Raw genomic sequence first — 21,212 nt, 5'->3', positions numbered from 1 at the left:
GGCGTTGGCGCGACGATAACACCGGACCCCGAACAGGCGCAATCGTCTAAAATTGCCCCAATGAATCCAAATATGTTTGCGTGCATCCAGCACCGTAATTCATCGACACACGCATAAGACGCATTGAGAAATTCTCGAATAGATGATATCTGCTCGCTCCATGTAGCCTCAAATATAGATGCTTTCGCCATGACCTCAGAATATTCGACCGAAAAGCTCGAATCAGTATGCGGGGCTCAACCTCGAGTAAGAAAACTCGGCAGGCGTGCATTCGTTCTCGGAAGCCTGGGCATGGTCGCCGGGTGCGGTCTGTTTCCCGGCCTGAAGAAGACGACCCTGCTGGCCAACATATCGGCGGATGGGACGATCAATCCCAACGCGACGGGCGAGCCCTCGCCGGTCCTGATGCGCGTCTATGTGCTGAAGTCCGACATGATGTTCCTGCAGGCGGACTTTCAGTCGATGATGACGAACGACGAGCAGGCGCTTGGGCCCGATTTCATCTCGAAGAAGGAATTCTTTCTCACCCCCAACAAGCAGGTCCACTTCAAGGAGATGATCCCGCCGGACGCCCGCTTCGTAGCGGCGATCGCGCTGTTCCGCTCGATCGACACCGCGGCCTGGCACTCCATCACGCCTGTAAGGTCCGACCTTATCAACACCGTGACAATCACCCTGAGCGGGACCATTTTGAAGGCGCAGATGACGTTCCTCGAGGTCAACCCGCTGTTCTGAGGGGCAGGAGAACCGCGAACGCGGCGACCGGGCGACGCGGGACACATGCGGGCCCGAAGAAACACGCGGACCGCGAGGAGACAGCAGGCACGGGCCATGGACGGCAACTCGGGTCTTTACGCGCGCATCGACGCGCTGTTCGGCGCCTTCGCATCGGGCCGGCAGTCGTTCGCCGAGATCGCGGAAGCGTTGCACACAGCGAGCCTCGGCGTGCCGGAGGCGGAGATCGCGGCAATGATCGCTGCCGCGGCGGACCGCCATCGCCTGCCGCGCGCGCTCGCCGCCGCCTTCGACGGCGCGCTCATGCACACCCGCGACGATCCGGATGCCCGCAATGAAACGGCCGAAGGCCGTGCGGGCGACGGCACGTCCGGCGAAACCCGCAGGACTGCGCGCGACAGCGTCGACGATGCGCTGGTGAATGCGCTCGTCCAGCCCTTCAAGGCGCTGCGGGCGCGCAGGGTCCAGCAGAACAGGCCGGAGGATGCGGGGCTGGACGACGCCCTTGCGAGCTTCAAGAGAGCGCGGTCGAAGCGCCAGCTCCAGACCGCCGATCTCCACGCCGCCAGCGCCGACGCCATCCCGGACGTGCCCGCCCGTGACAGCCGGCCGCCGATCATCGGCCGCATCCTGCGCAACCGGTTCCTGATCGAGAAGGAACTCGGGCACGGCGGCATGGGCACGGTCTATCGCGCGGTCGACGTGCGCAAGGTCGAGGTGGATGCGGCCGCGCCCTATGTGGCGATCAAGCTTCTCAACGATGAGGCGACCCGGGTGATGGCGTCGCTCACGCAGCTCGAGGCCGAGGCCCGCCTGACCCGGGCGCTTGCGCACCCGAACATCATCGCGATCTACGATTTCGACCGGGACGGCGATTATCCCTTCATCTGCATGGAGCTTCTCGAGGGGCGCACGGTGGCCGACGCGCTTGCCGCAGAGCCGGGCTTTGCCGGCGGCGAGGCAGCGCGGCAGGCGGTGCGCGGCCTCCTCTCCGGCATGGCGCACGCCCACGGCCAAGGCATCGCCCATGCCGATCTCAAGCCCGCCAACCTGTGGCTGACCGCCGGGGCGGGCATGCTGAAGATTCTCGATTTCGGTTCGTCGCTGTCGACGACCCAGGACGACGCCACGGGCGGGCGCGATGCGCTCACGCCGGCCTACGCGAGCCCGGAGCGCCTCGAAGGTGCCCCACCCTCGCCGCGGGACGACGTCTATGCCCTCGGATGCCTAATCCACCTCATGGTCAATGGCCGCCATCCCTTCAATCGCCAGACGGCCACGGCCGCGCGACAGGCAGGCCTTGCCCCGCCCCCGCTTCCCGGCCTGCCCGCGGAGACGGCGGCCGCCGTGCAGGCGGCGCTCTCGTTCGAGGGCGACCGGCGCCCCGCTGATGCCGCCCGGCTGCTCGCTGCGTTCGACCGATAGATAGCCCGGCCGCCGGGCGGCATCGGCCGGCTCGGAGCGAGCAGGATGGCGTTTCAGGGCGCCAGTTCGAGCGTCTCGATGTAGATACCGAGCTGCCGCTCGTCTCCGGAAGCACCGACGTGCTTCGGCGAGGTAGAGTCGGGCAGGTCGAAATCCAGCACGACCGACTGCACGCCGTTCACGAGCTGCGTTTTGACACGGAACGCCCTGTCGAACCTTTCATGCCCCAGGGACGAGGTCCACGCGTCCACCGTCTCGGACCCGGAGCTCACCTTTATTCTTTGATTGGGATTGCGGTCCGTCACGAACGCAAAACCCGTGATCCGGACCCCGAGGCTCCCAAGGCTCGCCTGCGCCAAGGGTATCACGATGCGGGCCGACGCCGCGTCGCTCCAGACGCCGGTGGCCTCCGGACGACTCCAGCCCGATGTCAGCATATAGGGATTGGTGACGTTGCCGAGGCGTATCGCCGTCGGAACGTCATAACGGCAGACCATGATCCCGTTGATATAAAAAAGCCCGCCTTCAACAGCAGAGAAACTCAGGCGCGTTTCGTCGCCGAGACTGCGAAGCACGCCACCCGACCCACACACCTGGGCGGACACCTCGTGCAGATCGGTTGTCCGGGTCAGGATCTTGGTCATCACACCCGGAATCGGCGAATAGACCAACGGCAAGGACGGTGCGCCCTCCTGCCCGGCGACGCGCTCATAGAATATTTCCGGCACGGGATCGTACAGTTCCGGCCAGCGCGCCCATATCGACCGGATCCAGGGTTGAAGCTCGACGTAGCGGGGATGACGCTCTTTAAGCATTCCCCCCATGACGACGACCAGCGCCGACTGGATGACGAGCGACGCGATGAGGATGAGGCTCCTCGTTCTCGCTTCCAGGGCGCAGACGGAGACCACCGTCCATACCACGATCGGCATGCCGATCCAGGAGGCATAGCGCGCGAAGACGCTGTTGTCGGAGTTCCAGTTGACCTGCGCAAGGGTCGGGATCGACATCAGGACCGATGCCAGAATCAGGATGTCTTCCCGCTTCAGGAGCGCATCCTTCGCCGTCGCGGTTCGGACCACACGGCCGACAAGAGCAGCGGGCACGGCCAGGACAAGCCAGGGCATGCCGACGGCAAGCCCCTGATTCAAGTCGAAATATGTCGAGTAGAGCCGGCCGAGGGAAATCAACCCGTAATCAATGGCTCCGCTGCCGACGATGGGGTTCAAGATGCCGAACTTCCACAGGCTCCAGAGATAGGGCGAGATGGCCAGAAGCCCGATCGGAACAGCCGGAAGAAGCCGGGCGAAGAGGGACAGCCGCCTGTCCCTCTTGAATTCCAGCACCAGTTCCAGAAGAAAAAACCCGAGAGAGATCGCGACCAGAAAGATCGCGGAGGGATTCTGCAGGCTGCCGACCGCGGACAGCAGGGCTGCTTCCAGGTAGCGCTTCTCGTAAAACGCGAGAGAGGCCGCCAGAACGCAAGCTCCGGTCAATATTTCCGGATGCGTCCATTGAAAATAGAACATCCCCACCGACAGCAAAAAAGACGCCGCAACGGCCCATCTTATCAGCGCGGCACTTTTACATCTGATGAGAACATAGATTAGAAATGCTATGATGATGATGGCATTGGTTATCTGAAAACTCTTCAAATCATCGATATGCAGTAATTTGGTGAAATAGAACGCCGGGACAGAAAGCAGCGGATAGGCGAAGAAGTGGATAGGATAGTTGAGGCCATCGAGCCCTTTTCTCTCCAAATCCGCAAGCGGATATCCTATCCGGGCCGAAACCATCTGGCGGAGCTCCTCCGTTATCGCGACGGAGTGATTCCTCCCCAAACTGTTCAGCATCTCGTAATAATAACCACCGTCTCCCGTCCTGACCGCCGGCAAGTAAAAGGCGAGGGCCAAGACGACAACGGACAAAACCGCAACGAAAATAAGCTCGGCCTTATTGCTCATAATTCGGGGGCTCTCGATGCGGTCGTGTTGTTGTTACGCCCGGCCTGCGGACAGGAGGAAAGCAAGCCCCAGACCGATAAAAGCCAGGCCGATCGCCATTGTGATGGAAAGTCTCTCGCCGAAGATAATCGCACCGAACACGACGAGACATATCTGTGTGGTGAACGTGACCAGTGCGTAAGTGAGGCTCACCGGCCAGGAGCGCAAAAGATACGTATAGGCGGAAAACGTGACCCCGAGAAGAGCGAGGGCCGAAAACGTCATGAGCGCCGACTTGACGTTCATGACACCCTCGACTCCATCACGGCTCAGCAACGCAACTTTCTTGAGAAGAAGACTCGACAGAACGTTTGCGCAGATCGCGACGAGTATCGCGAGACCATTTATCATCTAGAAAAATCCTTCTCGCCCTCGGCGAACTCACATCAGCGTGGCGGCGACCGTCGGCCCTTACTGGCTGACGAAGATAACGAGCCCGCATGCGACCGCCGTCATCTGGCTGATACGATCCGTTGCAGCGAACACGACAGGATCGTCGTGCATCTCTCCACGATGGGTCAACAGCAGCACGCGGCTGATCCAGAATAGAAGGAGCACGCAGATCACCCAGAGCCAGTTCGGATGAGCGTAGAGCGGAACGACGACATCGCTGTTGAAATAGAGCGCCAGAACAAGGACCGACACATAGCCTGCAGCGGCTGCCATGCTCTGCAGGGCGGGCAAGTCGCTGAGCCGATACCCCCTGCCGACAGGGTCGCCTCGGCCCTTGCTCATCCGGTCGATCAGTTCGGAGCAGCGCTTCACCAGAGCGAGGCACAGGAAGATGAAGATGGCGAATGCCATCAGCCAGGGTGAGATCGCCAGCCCCACCGCCGCCGCGCCCGCCCAGAGTCTGGTGCCGTAAAGGCATGCCAGGGCCACCACGTCGACGAGCATCTTGCGCTTCAGCGTGAACGAGTACGCGCAGGTGAGCGCATAATATGCGGCGAGAACGCCGAGGAACTTCCAGGGCAGGAACAGCGCGATCAGGAAGGAAAGGCCGAGCAGGACCGGGAACAGCAGCGCCCCGCGCAGCAGGGGGATGCGCCCCGCCGCGAACGGGCGCTCTTTCTTGCGCGCATGGGCGCGGTCGTTGCGCAGGTCCAGAAGGTCGTTGAGGATATAGACGCTGGAGGCGCAGAGGCTGAAGCTCAGAAAGGCCAGGATGCAGGCCCCGAGCCCCGGGCCGAGCTCGTGCGCGGCGAGCGCCGGCACGAAGACCAGCAGGTTCTTCAGCCACTGATGGACGCGGATGGCACGCACATATTCGTGCCAGTGGCTCTTGCGCATTCCCAGCGCGCTCGCCTCCGGTGCCCACGCGCGCACCTCGGCAAGATGCCTCGGATCCGCGTTGGCGATGTAGACGCTGTGCGCGCGGCGCCAGACGGCCTCGTCGATTGCGGCATCGCCGATATAATCGAAGCCCTTCTCGCCGAATGCTTCGCAGAGCCGCTGCGCCTTCACCTCGCCGGCAAGGTTGAGGCCGTTCTCCGATCCGAACACGCCGGTGAAAAAGCCGAGATGGCCGGCAAGTGCCTCGACATAACGCCGGTCGGACGCGGACGCGATGTAGATCGGCCGCCCCCTGGCGTGTTCCGCCTTCAGGAAGACGAGCACGTCCTCGTTGAACGGCAGGGTCTCGATTTCCACCACCGCTTCGTCTGCGAGCCGGCTTTTGAAGTTCGCCTTGCCCTGTCGCAACGTCTTCAACGCTGCCAGAGCCTTGAAAGGCTGGGCGCCTAGAAGGGCAAGAAACGATTCGATCAGAAGATCACTGCGAACCAGTGTCCCATCCAAGTCGACGACGATGGGTCTGCCGCTCGTGTCATCATCTTGAGGACTATTGCCCGCCCAGTCCGAATTTTTCATCTCTGTAGAAATCGTCACGCTAGCCCCGATATCGCGTGTACCCGATCAGCCGTCAGCGCTTATACCGGCTGACACGCGATTGAGGAAGCACGCATCCTATCCGGCCTGCCTGATGAGCGCAGGGACGCGGGGTATGACACCGGTTCCGGCTGTCTCACCGGTCGGCACATTGGCGGCGCTGGCGCGCGGGGCACGGGCGCCGACTGTCGCAACTCTGAGACAGTCGCACCGCGCAATTTGCCGTGTACCCGCTGACGACGGAACCGTTCCGGCCCATCTTCCCATCACGACGCCGGTTTACGGCGCGATGTCAGGAGGAAGCCATGAACAAACCCGAGATCTCCCGCACGACCGCCACGCCCTTCAAGCCGCGCTACGGCAACTATATCGGCGGTGAGTGGAAGGAGCCCGTCGGCGGGCGCTATTTCGAGAACACCTCGCCGGTCAACGGCAAGCTTCTGTGCGAGATCGCCCGCTCCGACGAACGCGACATCGAAGCCGCCCTCGACGCGGCGCACGCGGCGAAGGATGCCTGGGGCCGCACCAGCCCGGCCGAGCGAGCGCTGATCCTCAACAAGATCGCGGACATCATCGAGGAAAACCTGACCCTTCTCGCCACCGCCGAGACCTGGGACAACGGCAAGCCGATCCGCGAGACCACCGCCGCCGACCTTCCCCTCGCCGTCGACCACTTCCGCTATTTCGCCGGCGCGATCCGCGCGCAGGAAGGCGCGCTTTCGGAAGTCGACCACGACACCGTCGCCTATCATTTCCATGAGCCGCTCGGCGTGGTCGGTCAGATCATTCCGTGGAACTTCCCGATCCTCATGGCGGTCTGGAAGCTCGCCCCGGCGCTCGCCGCCGGCAACTGCGTGGTGCTGAAGCCGGCCGAGCAGACCCCGGCCTCCATCCTCGTGCTGATGGAGCTCGTCGGTCACCTGCTGCCGCCGGGCGTCCTCAACGTCGTCAACGGCTTCGGCCTCGAAGCCGGCAAGCCGCTCGCCTCCAGCCCCCGCATCGCCAAGATCGCCTTCACCGGCGAGACGACGACGGGCCGGCTGATCATGCAGTATGCCAGCCAGAACCTCATTCCGGTCACGCTGGAGCTGGGCGGCAAGTCGCCGAACATCTTCTTCTCGGACGTCGCGGCCGAGGATGACGACTTCTTCGACAAGGCCATCGAAGGTTTCGTCATGTTCGCGCTGAACCAGGGCGAGGTCTGCACCTGCCCCAGCCGCGCGCTGATCCACGAGAGCATCTACGACCGCTTCATGGAGCGCGCGCTGAAGCGCGTCGAGGCGATCGTGCAGGGCGATCCGCTCGATCCGAGCACCATGATCGGCGCCCAGGCCTCCTCCGAGCAGCTCGAGAAGATCCTGTCCTACATGGACATCGGCAAGCAGGAAGGCGCCGAGGTGCTGATCGGCGGCGGCCGCAACGAACTCGGCGGCGACCTTGCCGGCGGCTACTACGTGAAGCCGACCGTGTTCAAGGGCCACAACAAGATGCGGATCTTCCAGGAGGAGATTTTCGGCCCCGTCGTATCGGTCACCACCTTCAAGACCGACGAGGAAGCCCTCAGCATCGCCAACGACACGCTCTACGGCCTCGGCGCGGGCATCTGGACGCGTGACGGAACCCGGGCGTACCGCTTCGGCCGTGCCATCCAGGCCGGTCGCGTGTGGACCAACTGCTACCACGCCTACCCGGCCCACGCGGCGTTCGGCGGCTACAAGCAGTCGGGCATCGGCCGCGAGACCCACAAGATGATGCTCGACCACTACCAGCAGACCAAGAACCTTCTGGTCAGCTACAGCCCGAAGAAGCTCGGCTTCTTCTGAGATCGCTCAGGATAGCGATCTTCACGCGACAGCGTCGGCAGGCCGGGATCAGCTCCCGGCCTGCCGAACACCTCTGAAAATAACAGACGGCGCCGCAGACATACCTGACGTCGTACTGCAATTATTTCTGATATTGACGACGATATATGAGATAAATTTCGATTGAAGCGATCAAATCCTGCGCAAGATCAAGGCTGATCGGGCGTCGAGCGGAAATGCTGCGGTCCCTGCCCCTTTCCCACAGAAGGAGATAGCGCCATGGCAAAAACGATGAAGGCCGCCGTCGTCCGCGCGTTCGGCCAGCCGCTCGCAATCGAGGAAGTCGCGGTTCCGGAGCCGGGTGCCGGACAGATCCAGGTCCGCATCCATGCCTCCGGCGTCTGCCACACCGATCTTCACGCCGCCGAAGGCGACTGGCCGGTCAAGCCGAACCCGCCCTTCATTCCCGGCCACGAGGGCGTCGGCTACGTCTCCGCCGTCGGCGCGGGGGTGAAGCACGTCAAGGAAGGCGACCGCGTCGGCGTGCCCTGGCTCTACACCGCCTGCGGACATTGTACCCACTGCCTCGGCGGCTGGGAAACCCTGTGCGAGGAGCAGCAGAACACCGGCTATTCCGTGAACGGCGGCTTCGCGGACTATGTGATCGCCGATCCGAACTTCGTCGGCCACCTTCCGGCCAATGCCGATTTCGTCGAGATCGCCCCGGTGCTGTGCGCCGGCGTCACCGTCTACAAGGGCCTCAAGGTGACGGACACCAAGCCCGGCGACTGGGTGGTGATCTCCGGCATCGGCGGGCTCGGACACATGGCCGTGCAATATGCCCGCGCGATGGGCCTTAACGTGGCCGCCGTCGACATTTCCAACGACAAGCTGGCGCTCGCCAGCCGACTCGGCGCGGCTATCACGGTCAATGCGGCCGAGACCGACCCGGCCGCGTTCCTCAAGAAGGAAATCGGCGGCGCCCACGGCGTTCTCGTCACCGCGGTCTCGCCGAAGGCGTTCGAACAGGCGCTCGGCATGGTGCGCCGTGGCGGCACGGTCTCGCTGAACGGCCTGCCGCCCGGATCCTTCCCGCTGCCGATCTTCGACATGGTGCTGAACGGCATCACCGTGCGCGGATCCATCGTCGGCACCCGGCTCGACCTTCAGGAGGCGCTCGACTTCGCCGGCGCCGGCAAGGTGCGGGCGACGGTCGCCACCGCACGACTGGAGGACATCAACGACGTTTTCGCCCGGATGCACGCCGGCAAGATCGACGGCCGCATCGTGCTCGACATGGCGGCCTGACGGCCGCCTGACACGCCCGGCCGGCATCGACGCGGGTCACGTCTATCTTCCTCCCCGCGGGCCATCGGTCCGCGGGGAACCGCCGGCCTCGTGCTTGCTGCCTCCGCAGATGTCCGGGTGTATGATGGTCGTGTGCCGGCTGAAGGCGGCATGCCAGGTCGACCTGAAAGACGTCGACCCAGACGCGTCGCCCAAAGAAAGAGGCGACGCCAACGACAACAGCGGGAGGACGCCATGACCGACCAACCGAACGAGGCCACCGGCGACGCTGCCGAGACCCCTCCGCGTGTGCTCGCCACGGATGCGGCGCTGGAACTCATCGGTGAACTCAAGGCGAAGTACGGGCCGATCCTGTTCCACCAGTCCGGCGGCTGCTGCGACGGCTCTTCGCCGATGTGCTACCCGCAGAGCGACTTCATCGTCGGCGATCGCGACGTGAAGCTCGGCGAGGTCGGCGGCGTGCCGGTCTATATCAGCGCCTCGCAGTTCGAAGCCTGGCGGCATACCCAGCTGTTGATCGACGTCGTTCCCGGGCGCGGCGGCATGTTCTCGCTCGAGAACGGAACCGAGAAGCGGTTCCTGACGCGCTCCCGCGCCTTCTCGGGCGAGGAACTCTGCACGCTCGACAGCCGCATCCCGATCCGCGCCGCCTGACGGACGCGCCGCCGGCCATCTTCGCAGTCTCCGTGCACGCAAACAGCGCGGCGCGGTCCGCCCTGTCGCCGTGAGAGCGGCCCGAGCGGGACGGACCGGCGTCAGCCGGGCGGATCCGCTTCGCCCAGCGCCGTACGCCCGGCTTGGCATGAGGCATTTTTGTGGCGACCGCACATGGCGGCGCCTTGCGTTCCGCTCACTTCACGCCCAAATGGAACCCGTCATGGCGCATATTCCGACCGGATCGAAGGGTCCGGACGGGAGGAATATGCTCACGTTCCCGAATCTGGAGCGAAATCCTGTCGATCGGCTCGTCCGTCCGATCGGAAGGCGCTTCCCGGAAAAATCAATCCCGTCGCGGGCGCCGACACGCGCGCGAGGGGCTGGCTGCGGCGAGAGCGGCGAACGAAGGCCGTCATCCGCGAACGAGGTTGCCGCGTGGAGTCGATCCTCACTGTTTCCGGCGTCGAGAAAGTCTACGACAACGGCTACCGAGCGCTGAAGCCGATCGATCTCGATATCCGGAAGGGTGAGATCTTTGCGCTGCTCGGACCGAACGGCGCGGGCAAGACCACCCTGATCGGTATCGTGTGCGGTCTGGTGCGGCCAACCGCGGGCACGGTGATCGCCGACGGCCACGACATCGCCGCGGACTACCGGGCGGCGCGGGCCAAGATCGGCCTGGTGCCGCAAGAACTCGCCACCGCGATGTTCGAGACGGTGTGGGCGACGCTGTCGTTCAGCCGCGGCCTGTTCGGCAAGGCGCCGAACCCCGCCTATCTCGAACAGGTGCTGCGCGAACTGTCGCTCTGGGAAAAGAAGGACGCCAAGATCGCCACGCTTTCCGGCGGCATGAAGCGTCGGGTGCTGATCGCGAAGGCGCTCGCCCACGAGCCGCAGATCCTGTTCCTGGACGAGCCGACCGCCGGTGTCGACGTCGAGCTCAGGCGCGACATGTGGGCGATGGTCGGCCGGCTGCGCGAGCGTGGCGTCACCATCATCCTGACGACGCACTATATCGAGGAAGCCGAGGAGATGGCCGACCGCATCGGCGTCATCAACGGTGGCGAGATCATCCTGGTGGAGGAAAAGGCCCGCCTGATGCAGCGGCTCGGCCGCACGGGGGTCACCATCGGGCTGAAGCAGCCGCTCGCCGCCCTGCCCGCCGGGTTCGAGACGTGGCAGCCGTCGCTGTCCGAGGACGGCCTGACGGCGAGCTTCACCATCAGCGGCGAGCAGGCCGACGGCGAGGACGGCGCCGCCGCCCTCGTGAAGCGTTTCGCCGCCGCCGGCATCGACTTCCGGACGATCGACGTCTCTCGGTCGTCGCTCGAAGACATCTTCATCGACCTTCTGGGACAGCGGCCATGAACTTCCATGCCATTCGCGCCATCTATGTCTCGGAACTGGGCCGGACGCTGCGCACGCTGTTTCAGAGCATCGCCTCGCCGGTGATCTCCACATCGCTCTATTTCGTGGTGTTCGGCTCGGCGATCGGCGGGCGCATCGCCACCGTGGACGGCATCCCCTACGGCGCCTTCATCATTCCCGGCCTCATCATGCTGGCCCTGCTGACCGAGAGCATTTCGAACGCCTCGTTCGGCATCTATCTGCCGCGCTTCACCGGCACGATCTACGAAGTGCTGTCTGCGCCCGTCTCCGTCGTGGAGATCCTGCTCGGCTATGTCGGCGCGGCGACGACGAAGTCCATCCTGCTCGGCCTGATCATCCTCGCGACAGCCCGGCTGTTCGTGTCGTTCGAGATCGCGCATCCCATCTGGGCCGCGGCCTTCCTGGTGCTCACGGCCGCCGCGTTCTGTCTGTTCGGCTTCATCCTCGGCATCTGGGCGGACGGCTTCGAGAAGCTGCAGATCGTGCCGATCCTCGTGATCACGCCGCTCACCTTCCTCGGCGGCACGTTCTATTCAATCGACATGCTGCCCCCGGTGTGGCGCACGGTGTCGCTGTTCAATCCGGTGGTCTACCTCGTCAGCGGCTTCAGGTGGGCCTTCTACGGCACGTCCGACGTCTCGATCGGAATCAGCTTCGGCATGACGCTCGCCTTCCTCGTCGTCTGCGTCGCGATCATCACGTGGATGTTCCGCACCGGCTACCGCCTGCGCACCTGAGCCACCGCGCTATTGCGCGGCGGCCTCCCCGGCGTCGCTCTCTCCCCACCCGACGCATTTCGGCGTGCCGCCGAGGCCGGGATTGAGGCAGTTGCAGGGATCGAGCCGCCGGTAGAACGACGTCAGGGTTTCCTTGGCCTTGTAGAGGTGGCCGACATTGTGCTCGGCCGGATATTCGGCGCCGCGCGCGTCGAGCAGCGCCCACATCTCGTGCTCCACAGCAACCGGATCCACGCCCTTGCTTGCGATGTAATCCTGGTGAAGCACGTGGCACAGAAAGTGGCCGTAATAGAGCTTCTTCTCGAGCTTCGCGGAAAGCGCGTCCGGCAGTGTCTCGAACCAGTCCGGATCGTTGCGGCGCAGCGCGATGTCGAGCGCGACGATGCCGCCGACCTTGCTCTCGTGGATGGCGTTGTAGCGCACGGCCGCACCGGCGGCGGCGAAGCGGTGCAGGAAGGCCTTCTGGCCTTCATCCTCCGTGCAGGCGAAATAGGCCCCTTCCCGCCCCTCGAAGAAGCCGTCGAGGAACTGCCGGGCCTCGTCGACACCCCGGGCCGGGACCTTGAGCAGCAGGTGATGCTCGAAGCGGTCGCGGTATTCCTTCATGCGCGGCGGAAGGTGGTTCGGAAACAGCCGGCTCGCCGCCTGAAGCAGCCGGTCGCTGAGGTGCCGCGGCAGGAAGCCGATCCTTTCCGCCAGCGCATCGAAACGGCTTTTCGCCGTGAAGAAGGCCGGCAGGTGGCGGGTGCCGAGCATGCGGATCGTGAGGAACGTGTCCTTGCCGTAGACCTCCGCGATGTCGAACGCCTCCCGGTGCATGTATTCCCCGGAGATCGGCAGCGTCTCGAACGAGGACAGGATGTGCCGGCGGATCGCGGTCAGATCGGACGGCAGGTTGGTGCCGATATAGAAGACCTGCTGCCCAGGCTCCTTCGGGAAGGTATCGAGACGCACGGCGAACAGCACCAGCCGGCCGGCAGAGCCCGAAGCCTCGTGAAGCCGGCGGGGATCGGCATTGAAGCGCGCGGGCGTATCGGCCTCGATGTCGCGGACGTGCCGCGCATAATCCGGGTCCGAGGCGACGCCGCCGGGCTGGATGTCGGCTTCTCCGTAGGAGCCGGCATCGAGGCGGGACAGCATCCCGACCGGATCGTCGCCGAGTTCGATGCCGAGATGATTGACGAGGCGCAGCACGCCGTCCGCCCCGACCTGCCCGAACAGGGCGAGTTCGGTATAGGCCGGGCCGCGATTGACCAGCGACCCACCGGAATTGTTGCTGATGCCGCCGAACACGGTGGCGCCGAGGCATGACGACCCGATCACCGAATGCGGTTCGCGCCCGAGCGGCGCGAGCGTCTTTTCCAGAAGGTCGAGGGTGGCACCAGGGAAGCAGACCACCTGCGTGCCGCCACTGATCAGCTGCACGCGCTTCATGCGCAGCGTGTTGATCAGCACCACCTCGCGGTCATAGTCGTCGCCATCGGGCGTGGAACCGCCGGTGAGTCCGGTATTCGCCGCCTGCATGATGACGATCCGGCCGGAGGCGACGCACGCCTCCGCCACCCGCCACAGTTCGACGAGGCTCGCCGGCCTCACGACGGCCACGACCGGCCCGCTGCCGAAGCGGAAGCCGAAGCGATAGCGCCGGGTCTCGCTGTCCCGCGTCAGCACATGGGCGGCGCCGACGGTCGCCCGAAGCTGCGCCAGAAACGCCTCACTGTCTTGGGGCACAGCCTGCGGCCGGTGCGGCGGGACGGGAACGGACATGGCACGGCAGCTCCGGAACGGGGGATGGGTTCGCGGCGCACGCGCTGTCCGGCGGCCCTCGCTCCGCATCGGCACCACCCGCAACCCCGCTTCGTCCCGCACTCTACGCGCGGCGGCCGCACCCGGCAAAGCCGTCTTCACCGGCCGGACGGCGGCAGCGCTTCCGCCTTCGCCGGAAAGAAGCTGCGCCTCACCGTCGGCGGGATTTAAGAATATTATTTCTATCGACGAACTGGATATTCGGGCAGACTCCATCGCGATCTCCCCAGCGGGCGATGCCGGGCAGGGCAGAACCCGGCCGCGCATCCCCGCCGCCACAGGCATTCCGAAGGCTACCCATGAGCACCTCCCAGAGCGCTCCCGTCATCGCCGCGCCTTTCACCGACGAACCGCCGGCCTTCAACCGTTCGCCGGACGCCCATTGCATCACGACGGATGCCGAGGCGATTGCCGTGGCGCGCGTGCTTGCCGCCGAATTCGCCGCGGGCGCGGCCGAGCGCGATCGCGAGCGCCGCCTTCCGGCCGCCGAACTCGATCGTTTCTCCGCCAGCGGGCTCTGGGGCATCACGGTGCCGCGGGCATATGGCGGCGCCCAGGTCTCATTCGCGACCCTTGCCGAGGTCATCGCGACCATCTCGGCGGCCGATCCTTCCATCGGCCAGATTCCCCAGAACCACCTCGCCGCGCTGGACGCGATCCGCGTCACAGCCTCCGAGGCGCAGAAGCGGCTCTGGTTCGGCCGCGTGCTGCAGGGCTACCGGCTCGGCAACGCCTTCTCCGAAGCGAACAGCCGCCATGTCGGGGCGTTCGAGACCACGTTGCGCCCGACCGGCGAAGGCGACTTCGCGGTGAACGGCCGCAAGTTCTACGCGACCGGCGCACTGTTCGCGCACTACATCCACATCGGCGCCGTCGACGCCGACGGCAACGTGGTGCTCGCCATCGTGCCGCGCGATACGCCGGGCCTGAAGATCATCGACACCTGGTCCGGGTTCGGCCAGCGAACCACCGCCAGCGGCAATGTCGAGATCGAAGGCGTGCGCGTCGGGCCGGAGGGCGTGATCCCCGCCTATCTCGGCGGTACGTCACCGTCGTCGAACGGGGCCGTCTCCCAGATCATCCAGGCGGCGGTCGACGTCGGCATCGCCCGCGCCGCCATCGACGACACCATCCGCTTCGTGCGCGAGCGGTCCCGGCCCTGGATCGATTCCGGCAAGGAGCAGGCGTCGGAAGACGTGTTCACCATCGCCCAGATCGGCGACCTCAAGACCCGGCTGCACGCCGCCGAGGCGCTGCTGAAACGGGCCGGCGAGGCCATCGACACCATCTACGAGGCCCCGACCGAAGATGCGGTCGCCGAGGTTTCGACCCGTGTCGCGGAAGCCAAGGTGCTGACCACCGACATCGCGATCCTCGCCTCCAACAAGCTGCACGAACTCGCCGGCACCCGGTCCACGCTCGGCCAGTTCAACCTCGACCGTCACTGGCGCAACGCCCGCACGCACACGCTGCACGACCCGGTGCGCTGGAAATATTTCCACATCGGCAACTGGGTGCTGAACGGCGTGGTGCCGCCGCGCCACGCCTGGAACTGACCGGCGGCCGAACGGCCCGGCGGCGCGGGGCGCCGCCTCCTTCCCCGACTTCACAAGCGGAACTCGCACGATGCCTCTCTCCCTGGCCAAGTCTCCCCCCCTCGACAACGCCGTCGGCTTCGAAGCCGATGGCCAGCCCGAGGGCGTACCGGCATCCTTCCGCGTCCCGCCTGCCCGGGTCCGTCCAGCCCGGCGGATCGCGTCGGAGGCGGAGGCGATCGCCGTCGCCCATGAGGTCGCCGCGACGATCGCCCGCGACGCCGCGCTGCGCGACCGCGAGCGCCAGCTTCCCTATGAGGAACTGGAGCTGATCTCGGACGCAGGCCTGTTCGCCATCTCCGTGCCGAAGGCCTACGGCGGCGTGGAGGCGAGTGCCGGCACGGTCGCCGAGGTCATCGCCATTCTCGCGGCGGCGGACGGCTCCATCGGGCAGATCCCGCAGAACCACTTCTTCATCCTCGAGGCCCTGCGGCTGGAAGGCACCGAGGCGCAGAAGCGCTTCTTCTACGACCGCATCCTCTCCGGCGAACGCATCGGCAACGCCCTGTCCGAACGCGGCACCAGGACGGCGCAGGACCACGCCACCCGCATCACCCGCGTCGGAGACCGCTATCGCGTCGATGGCCGCAAGTTCTATTCCACCGGCGCCCTGTTCGCCCACTGGATCGCCGTCGTCGCCAATGCCGACGACGGGCGCAGCACGATCGCCCTGCTGCCGCGCGACACCCCCGGCCTGACGCTGATCGACGACTGGTCCGGCTTCGGCCAGCGCACCACCGGCTCCGGCAGCACGGTGTTCGAGAATGCCGAGGTCGATCCGTTCGCCCTCGTCTCCATCGCGGCGGTGTTCGAGCGCCCGACCTCGATGGGTCCGTTCGCCCAGATCATGCATGCCGCCATCGATTTCGGCATCGCCCGCGGCGCGTTCGAGGAAGCGGTGCGGTTCGTGCGCGCCTACACCCGGCCATGGAAGGAAAGCGGGCTCGATCACGGCTACGAGGACCCGCACATCATCGCGGAGATCGGCGCCGCGAAGATCGCGCTCGATGCCGCGGAAGCGCTGATCGCGCGGTCCGCCCGCTTCATCGAAGAAGCGCGGTCCGACCCCACGCCCGGCACGGTGGCGGCCGCCTCGATTGCTGTCGCCGAGGCCAAGATCGCCGCCAACGACGCCGCGCTCGATATCTCGAGCCGCCTGATCGAACTCGGCGGCGCCCATTCGACGCTCGCCGAGCATGGGCTCGACCGCTACTGGCGCAATGCCCGCACCCACACCGTGCACGATCCCGTGCGCTGGAAATATCGCGTCGTCGGCAATTACTGGCTGAACGACGTCAACCCGCCCCGCCACGGGGCGATCTGAGACCGCTCTTTCCGCGCGCCGTCATTGGCCGGCGCGGGGGCAGTTCCGGCGCGGCCACGCCGATGCGGGCGCTCGAGGCGTCCGCGTCGGCGGTCGCGCTTCCCGGCAGGAGGCGGCGCAACGCACTCCGCCGACCACTCTCGAATGGAACACATCGACCATGACCACCGACTTCCGAAGCGATCTCGATCTTCCGCCGCCCGCTACCGAAACGGACGTGCTCTGGTTCCTGCCGACCCACGGCGACGGCCGCTATCTCGGCAGCGACATCGGTGCGCGCCACGTCACGCTCGGTTATCTCAGCCAGGTCGCGCGCGCGGCCGACGAACTCGGCTATTATGGCGTGCTCCTGCCGACCGGAAGGTCGTGCGAGGACTCCTGGGTGATCGCCTCGGCGATGGTGCCGCTGACCCAGCGCCTGCGTTTCCTCGTCGCCGTGCGGCCGGGCCTGACGGAGCCGGCATTCGCGGCGCGGATGGCCGCCACCCTCGACCGGCTTTCGAATGGCCGGCTGCTGATCAATGTCGTGGCCGGCGGCGATCCGCTGGAGCTGAAAGGCGACGGCTGCTTCTGGAACCATGACGAGCGCTACGAGGCGACGGGCGAGTTCCTGACCATCTGGCGGCGCCTGCTGTCGGGAGAGGCCGACGTCACCTTCAAGGGCAAGCACCTCGCCATCGAGGGCGGCAAACTGCTCTATCCGCCGGTGCAGTCGCCCTATCCGCCGCTCTATTTCGGCGGCTCCTCGGAGGCCGGCCACAAGGCCGCGGCCGAGCACATCGACGTCTATCTCACCTGGGGCGAGCCGCCGGAGGCCGTGGCACGCAAGATCGCCAATGCCAAGGCGGTCGCGGCGGCCCATGGGCGCACCTTCTCCTTCGGCATCCGCCTGCACGTGATCGTGCGCGAAACCTCCGCCGAGGCGTGGAAGGCCGCGGAGGACCTGATCTCGCATGTGGACGAGGAAGCCATCGCGACCGCGCAGAAGGCGTTCTCGCGGTTCGATTCCGTCGGCCAGCGCCGCATGGCGGAACTCCACGGCGGCCGGCGCGACAAGCTTGAGGTGAGCCCGAACCTCTGGGCCGGCGTCGGCTTGGTGCGCGGCGGCGCCGGCACCGCGCTCGTCGGCAATCCGGACGAGGTCGCGGAGCGGATGAAGGACTATATGGCGCTCGGCATCGACCGCTTCATCCTCTCCGGCTACCCGCACCTGGAGGAATGCTACCGCTTCGCCGAGCTGGTCTTCCCGAAGCTGCCTCTGAAGCGCACGACGGGGAACGATCTCGGGCCCGCCCGCAATGCCGGCCCCTTCGGCGAAGTCATCGCCAACGTCGTCGCCCCCTCGCACCGCAAGGCGGTCTCGGCGGGCTGATGGCTCCCGAAAGATGCTGAAGGCAGCAGGCCGGCGTCATCGACGCCGGCCTGTCTGCTTTCACGGTCTGGCTTCGCACCGGCGTGGACGGTGCCTCTTTTCATATCGACAAGTGAGATGCGACAAACCCTGTCGACGGCGCGCGCATGGCGGGGCAGCTCTGCGCTATCCTCCCGCGATGTGCGCCGCCGGGAACGGGATCCCGGCGTACGAGCAGGCGAGAAGGCGAGAAGGCGAGAAGGCGGGAGATGGCACGCAGGCGACGGACCCGCGCTGACGACGGTGACCTGGACCCGCGCGCCCTGCATGAAAGCGGCAACGGTCCCGGCCGCCATTTCGCCCGGGAAACCGTGCAGGCCTTTCTGGATCTCGACTATCCGCACTGTCCGCCGGCGATCCGCCGCTCGGTCGCCGACGCTGTGTCGCGGCGGACCTGGGCGCCTCACGCGAGGCTGGCCCAGGCGACCGGGATCGTGCTGGGCAATTTCGCCCGTCACCAGTTCACCGACTACGACGACCTGCTCGACTATCACGGCCTCGCCAAGGACGAGGCCCGTCTCGTCGTTGAGGATGAGATGAGGGATGTTCTCGCAAGCTGGCGCAGAGGGCGGCCCGATTGACGGCGTGGAGATCACGATCGGCGCTACCATCGCGATCGTGATGACCACGACCTTGGCCGGTTCTCCGATGCCGAACCAGATCACGACCAGAGGCAGATAGGCGAGCGGCGGGATCGGCCGCAGGAACTCGATGACGGGATCGAACAGTCCGCGGCCGACCGGGCTCAATCCCATGGCGAAGCCGACGGGAACAGAGATCGCGACCGCCAGAGCCAGCGCGCAGAACACGCGCCCCAGGCTCGCGGCAAGATGCTGCGCGAGCGTGGCATCGGCAAAGCCGCTGCCCGAGACGGTGATGAGCTTGTGCAGCCGATCGATCGCGCCGGCGCGCCCACTTGCCGCGATATGCTCGCTGTCGATCTACCGGGAGCGCGTCCAAGCCTCGTCGACCGCGCCCCTGGTTGGCGGCGGAATTCTGGGCTCGGTCTTGGACCACGCTTCGCGCACCGTCACGGATCTCGGCAGGCGGGCTCCAGGGCAGACGGACGGCCTACCGTCCATCTGCCCGGCGCCTCCGAGCGGGTCCGGTGTGATATCATGTTGCGACCTGATCCGGGGCTGGGCGTTTCGCGCACGCGAAACCCGGTCTCGAACTGCCGTTCGATCTCGGTCAGCATCTCGTGCGGCCCTGCGTGGTCAGTACGGCCTGCCTCTCGACCAGTCCGCCCCCCGCTGCACTCCATCCGGCAGCGACTCCACCGCGCCTCTCGCCGCGGCGAGACATCCCAGGAAGGAACATTTCGCTTGCTACTTCCTACGGAGTAGGGCGAAATGACCTCGTCTGGCCACCGCCGACCTGCAACACCGAAAGGACGTCAGACGTCTGAAACTGTTCCGGATCACACCGGTGGCCAGATTGTTCGGTTGGCGCCTGACACTGACCATCAGCAAGTGAAGAAACGGGGATGGGGCAGAAGCCCTATCCCTACCGTAAGGCAGCGATCGTCTCACCTCCTGAAGAAGGCGACCATGACGCCCGAACAGTTCAAGGATTGGCGCACCCGGCTGGGGTTATCCCAAACCGCCGCCGCCGAAGCGCTCGGCCTCTCGCGGCAGTCCATCGAGAATTACGAGCGAGGCCGCCGCCGCGAGGATGAACGCCCCGTCGTCATCCCCAAGGCGGTGGCTCTCGCCTGCGCCGCAGTGTGGCACCGCCTTGAGCCATGGGGCACTTGACCGGCCCGACGAAAACGCCCCGGTGGAGCAATCCACCGAGGCATTTTCCCATATCGGAGTCGTCGCTGCGCAGGCGACATAGTCGGCCAGCCTGGATTTGCGATTGCGCCCCTCGCCGTGTCCATGCACATCGAACTGGTCGTTCCGGATCACCTTTGGCGCCCCTCAACGCGGCGCGATGGTGCCCCCAAGGTGATCTTGACAGGGACGAGTAGCGCGGGTGCTTCAGGCAACCCGGGCTTATTTCCCCAGCCGGAAGGGGCGTTCGCTCACCATCCGCCGCATCAGGAAGGACAGAAAATGCAGCCCGCTTTTGCTTATCCCGTCGCATTCGCGCGCGGCCCTTCCGGAAAAATCGAAGTCAGCGCCCGAGACGTGCCACCCCTCATCACCTCTGGCGATAGCGAGGCTGCAGCCATCGCCCAGGCGATTGATGGGCTCGGCGCCGCCCTCGCGACCTATGTGTTCGATGGCGCGGATTTCCCCGTACCCTCGGCGCCGTTGCCGGGCGAGCGGCTCGTCGCGCCGCCGCCGCTCGCCGCGGCGAAATTCGCCGTCATAGCGGCGTGGCGCGCGGCGGATATCAGCAAGACCGAACTCGCCGCCCGCCTCGGCCTTGCCGAAGGCGAAGTGCGGCGCATCCTCGATCCGCGGCATTCCACCAAGTTGGATCGCCTCGCCGCCGTAGCCGAAGCCCTCGGCAAGCGCCTCGTCGTCGGTATCGAGGAACTCTGATCGGGCGCAGCTCACGCGCCTCGCCCCGAGCGTCGGCCCGGGATGGCCGACGTGCAACCGCGTGCGGCGCGCTCGACTTTCCCCTCTGAAGCGTTGGAAACGCCTGATCCTCAGATCACCGCACTGACGACGGCCCAGCCGCGAGTTTTGGCTGCCCGTCTGTTGTTGTTGTTGGCTTTTGCTGGTGTTCTCGCGTTTGACGTGATTGTGGGCTCGCCCGGCCGCGCGATATCGTACTTGTTTTGTTCTTGCCTCAGTAGCGACAATCACGACTACGCGTAGAAGCGCTGGCTGGCGTGCCTGGGCTTTTTCTATGTGTGGGATATTTTGATATGGTTGCGGGGGCAGGATTTGAACCTGCGGCCTTCAGGTTATGAGCCTGACGAGCTACCGGGCTGCTCCACCCCGCGGTGTTGTTTGATTGTGGAGAGGAAAGACGTGCTTAGCGGGCCTGGCGGCGCCCTACTCTCCCGCATCTTAAGATGCAGTACCATTGGCGCAGAGGGTTTTAACGGCCGAGTTCGGAATGGGATCGGGTTGGGGTCCCTCGCCATAGCCACCAGGCCGGCGAAGCACGTGAGCGGAAGTGATCTGGTACGGGCATTGATTAATGAGAGTGATCAAGCCGATCGAGCTAT

General features: G+C 65.5%; 18 protein-coding genes, 1 tRNA gene, 1 rRNA gene and 1 pseudogene. 14 read left to right on the top strand and 7 right to left on the bottom strand.

The features are described 5' to 3' along the window. Positions 1-189 precede the first annotated feature (189 nt). Complete coding sequence (tssJ, locus tag BUF17_RS19065; RefSeq protein ID WP_084564946.1) at positions 190-735, top strand: type VI secretion system lipoprotein TssJ; 546 nt, start codon at positions 190-192, stop codon at positions 733-735. 96 nt (positions 736-831) lie between these two features. Next, positions 832-2,160 carry a serine/threonine-protein kinase gene (locus tag BUF17_RS19060; RefSeq protein ID WP_073631711.1) on the top strand — a complete coding sequence of 443 codons (1,329 nt, stop codon included), beginning with the start codon at positions 832-834 and terminating at the stop codon, positions 2,158-2,160. Between the two features lie 53 nt (positions 2,161-2,213). Here BUF17_RS19060 and BUF17_RS19055 read toward each other — a convergent pair whose 3' ends face one another. The 3 genes from BUF17_RS19055 to BUF17_RS19045 form a co-directional block, all read right to left on the bottom strand. Further along, positions 2,214-4,127, bottom strand: a complete 1,914-nt coding sequence (locus BUF17_RS19055) for a hypothetical protein (protein ID WP_073631709.1) — start codon at positions 4,125-4,127, stop codon at positions 2,214-2,216. Between the two features lie 33 nt (positions 4,128-4,160). Next, on the bottom strand, positions 4,161-4,412 hold the full coding sequence (locus BUF17_RS19050) for a hypothetical protein (protein ID WP_244530959.1): 252 nt from the start codon (positions 4,410-4,412) through the stop codon (positions 4,161-4,163). 165 nt (positions 4,413-4,577) lie between these two features. Then, on the bottom strand, positions 4,578-6,035 hold the full coding sequence (locus BUF17_RS19045; protein WP_073631705.1) for a UbiA family prenyltransferase: 1,458 nt from the start codon (positions 6,033-6,035) through the stop codon (positions 4,578-4,580). Between the two features lie 323 nt (positions 6,036-6,358). On the opposite strand from BUF17_RS19045, the gene adh reads away from it, so the two are divergent. The 5 genes from adh (at position 6,359) to BUF17_RS19020 (ending at position 11,946) form a co-directional block, all read left to right on the top strand. Then, the gene (gene adh / locus BUF17_RS19040) at positions 6,359-7,876 is read left to right on the top strand and encodes an aldehyde dehydrogenase (RefSeq protein WP_073631703.1); all 1,518 of its coding nucleotides are present in this window, start codon (positions 6,359-6,361) and stop codon (positions 7,874-7,876) included. Positions 7,877-8,134: 258 nt separating this feature from the next. Then, entirely contained in the window at positions 8,135-9,163 is a 1,029-nt protein-coding gene (gene adhP, locus BUF17_RS19035) for an alcohol dehydrogenase AdhP (RefSeq protein ID WP_073631701.1), read from the top strand. A gap of 234 nt (positions 9,164-9,397) precedes the next feature. Further along, positions 9,398-9,817 carry a DUF779 domain-containing protein gene (locus tag BUF17_RS19030; RefSeq protein WP_073631699.1) on the top strand — a complete coding sequence of 140 codons (420 nt, stop codon included), beginning with the start codon at positions 9,398-9,400 and terminating at the stop codon, positions 9,815-9,817. Between the two features lie 438 nt (positions 9,818-10,255). Next, positions 10,256-11,188 carry an ABC transporter ATP-binding protein gene (locus BUF17_RS19025; RefSeq protein ID WP_210215476.1) on the top strand — a complete coding sequence of 311 codons (933 nt, stop codon included), beginning with the start codon at positions 10,256-10,258 and terminating at the stop codon, positions 11,186-11,188. Beyond that, positions 11,185-11,946 (top strand): ABC transporter permease, encoded by a 762-nt coding sequence (locus tag BUF17_RS19020; RefSeq protein WP_073631697.1) that lies wholly within the window; start codon positions 11,185-11,187, stop codon positions 11,944-11,946. Before BUF17_RS19025 ends, BUF17_RS19020 begins: the two co-directional genes overlap by 4 nt. Positions 11,947-11,955: 9 nt before the next feature. Here the strand turns inward: BUF17_RS19020 and dld are convergent, their stop codons facing one another. Further along, positions 11,956-13,713 carry a D-lactate dehydrogenase gene (dld, locus tag BUF17_RS19015; protein WP_073631696.1) on the bottom strand — a complete coding sequence of 586 codons (1,758 nt, stop codon included), beginning with the start codon at positions 13,711-13,713 and terminating at the stop codon, positions 11,956-11,958. A 338-nt stretch (positions 13,714-14,051) separates the two neighbouring features. Between dld and BUF17_RS19010 the strand changes: the two genes are divergently transcribed. The 4 genes from BUF17_RS19010 to BUF17_RS18995 all read left to right on the top strand — a co-directional run bounded on the left by BUF17_RS19010 (position 14,052) and on the right by BUF17_RS18995 (position 18,663). Next, positions 14,052-15,308 carry an SfnB family sulfur acquisition oxidoreductase gene (locus BUF17_RS19010; RefSeq protein ID WP_084564940.1) on the top strand — a complete coding sequence of 419 codons (1,257 nt, stop codon included), beginning with the start codon at positions 14,052-14,054 and terminating at the stop codon, positions 15,306-15,308. Positions 15,309-15,378: 70 nt separating this feature from the next. Next, the gene (locus tag BUF17_RS19005) at positions 15,379-16,671 is read left to right on the top strand and encodes an SfnB family sulfur acquisition oxidoreductase (RefSeq protein WP_084564938.1); all 1,293 of its coding nucleotides are present in this window, start codon (positions 15,379-15,381) and stop codon (positions 16,669-16,671) included. 160 nt (positions 16,672-16,831) lie between these two features. After that, positions 16,832-18,043 carry an FMNH2-dependent alkanesulfonate monooxygenase gene (gene ssuD, locus BUF17_RS19000; RefSeq protein WP_073631694.1) on the top strand — a complete coding sequence of 404 codons (1,212 nt, stop codon included), beginning with the start codon at positions 16,832-16,834 and terminating at the stop codon, positions 18,041-18,043. A gap of 146 nt (positions 18,044-18,189) precedes the next feature. Continuing rightward, positions 18,190-18,663: a DUF2293 domain-containing protein gene (locus tag BUF17_RS18995; protein ID WP_084564936.1), complete on the top strand. Its 474-nt coding sequence runs from the start codon at positions 18,190-18,192 to the stop codon at positions 18,661-18,663. On the opposite strand, the pseudogene BUF17_RS23335 reads toward BUF17_RS18995, so the two are convergent. Next, positions 18,661-18,969: pseudogene (locus tag BUF17_RS23335) on the bottom strand (ABC transporter permease); the annotation flags it as partial. The gene BUF17_RS18995 and the pseudogene BUF17_RS23335 overlap by 3 nt on opposite strands. A gap of 663 nt (positions 18,970-19,632) precedes the next feature. On the opposite strand from BUF17_RS23335, the gene BUF17_RS18990 reads away from it, so the two are divergent. The 3 genes from BUF17_RS18990 (at position 19,633) to BUF17_RS23120 (ending at position 20,856) form a co-directional block, all read left to right on the top strand. Next, positions 19,633-19,839, top strand: coding sequence for a helix-turn-helix domain-containing protein (locus BUF17_RS18990; protein ID WP_073631690.1), 207 nt, complete (start codon positions 19,633-19,635; stop codon positions 19,837-19,839). Positions 19,840-19,962: 123 nt separating this feature from the next. Then, on the top strand, positions 19,963-20,574 hold the full coding sequence (locus tag BUF17_RS18985) for a type II toxin-antitoxin system HicB family antitoxin (protein ID WP_244530958.1): 612 nt from the start codon (positions 19,963-19,965) through the stop codon (positions 20,572-20,574). 42 nt (positions 20,575-20,616) lie between these two features. Continuing rightward, a complete protein-coding gene (locus BUF17_RS23120) occupies positions 20,617-20,856 on the top strand; it encodes a hypothetical protein (protein WP_139282607.1) in 240 nt (79 codons plus the stop codon). Positions 20,857-20,907: 51 nt separating this feature from the next. Here BUF17_RS23120 and BUF17_RS18980 read toward each other — a convergent pair. Beyond that, a tRNA-Met gene (locus BUF17_RS18980) sits at positions 20,908-20,984 on the bottom strand. A gap of 39 nt (positions 20,985-21,023) precedes the next feature. Next, a 5S ribosomal RNA gene (rrf, locus tag BUF17_RS18975) occupies positions 21,024-21,138 on the bottom strand. Positions 21,139-21,212 lie beyond the last annotated feature (74 nt).

The organism is Pseudoxanthobacter soli DSM 19599 (assembly GCF_900148505.1).
GTDB classification, from domain to species: domain Bacteria; phylum Pseudomonadota; class Alphaproteobacteria; order Rhizobiales; family Segnochrobactraceae; genus Pseudoxanthobacter; species Pseudoxanthobacter soli.
Note: the sequence above shows the minus strand (reverse complement) of the source record. Positions and strands in the feature narration are given on the sequence as shown.

Coding starts and splice junctions, on each gene's coding strand:
- tssJ (WP_084564946.1), top strand. CDS start 190: ATGACCTCAGAATATTCGACCGAAAAGCTCGAATCAGTATGCGGGGCT.
- BUF17_RS19060 (WP_073631711.1), top strand. CDS start 832: ATGGACGGCAACTCGGGTCTTTACGCGCGCATCGACGCGCTGTTCGGC.
- BUF17_RS19055 (WP_073631709.1), bottom strand. CDS start 4,127: ATGAGCAATAAGGCCGAGCTTATTTTCGTTGCGGTTTTGTCCGTTGTC.
- BUF17_RS19050 (WP_244530959.1), bottom strand. CDS start 4,412: ATGAACGTCAAGTCGGCGCTCATGACGTTTTCGGCCCTCGCTCTTCTC.
- BUF17_RS19045 (WP_073631705.1), bottom strand. CDS start 6,035: ATGAAAAATTCGGACTGGGCGGGCAATAGTCCTCAAGATGATGACACG.
- adh (WP_073631703.1), top strand. CDS start 6,359: ATGAACAAACCCGAGATCTCCCGCACGACCGCCACGCCCTTCAAGCCG.
- adhP (WP_073631701.1), top strand. CDS start 8,135: ATGGCAAAAACGATGAAGGCCGCCGTCGTCCGCGCGTTCGGCCAGCCG.
- BUF17_RS19030 (WP_073631699.1), top strand. CDS start 9,398: ATGACCGACCAACCGAACGAGGCCACCGGCGACGCTGCCGAGACCCCT.
- BUF17_RS19020 (WP_073631697.1), top strand. CDS start 11,185: ATGAACTTCCATGCCATTCGCGCCATCTATGTCTCGGAACTGGGCCGG.
- dld (WP_073631696.1), bottom strand. CDS start 13,713: ATGTCCGTTCCCGTCCCGCCGCACCGGCCGCAGGCTGTGCCCCAAGAC.
- BUF17_RS19010 (WP_084564940.1), top strand. CDS start 14,052: ATGAGCACCTCCCAGAGCGCTCCCGTCATCGCCGCGCCTTTCACCGAC.
- BUF17_RS19005 (WP_084564938.1), top strand. CDS start 15,379: ATGCCTCTCTCCCTGGCCAAGTCTCCCCCCCTCGACAACGCCGTCGGC.
- ssuD (WP_073631694.1), top strand. CDS start 16,832: ATGACCACCGACTTCCGAAGCGATCTCGATCTTCCGCCGCCCGCTACC.
- BUF17_RS18995 (WP_084564936.1), top strand. CDS start 18,190: ATGGCGGGGCAGCTCTGCGCTATCCTCCCGCGATGTGCGCCGCCGGGA.
- BUF17_RS18990 (WP_073631690.1), top strand. CDS start 19,633: ATGACGCCCGAACAGTTCAAGGATTGGCGCACCCGGCTGGGGTTATCC.
- BUF17_RS18985 (WP_244530958.1), top strand. CDS start 19,963: ATGCACATCGAACTGGTCGTTCCGGATCACCTTTGGCGCCCCTCAACG.
- BUF17_RS23120 (WP_139282607.1), top strand. CDS start 20,617: ATGGCCGACGTGCAACCGCGTGCGGCGCGCTCGACTTTCCCCTCTGAA.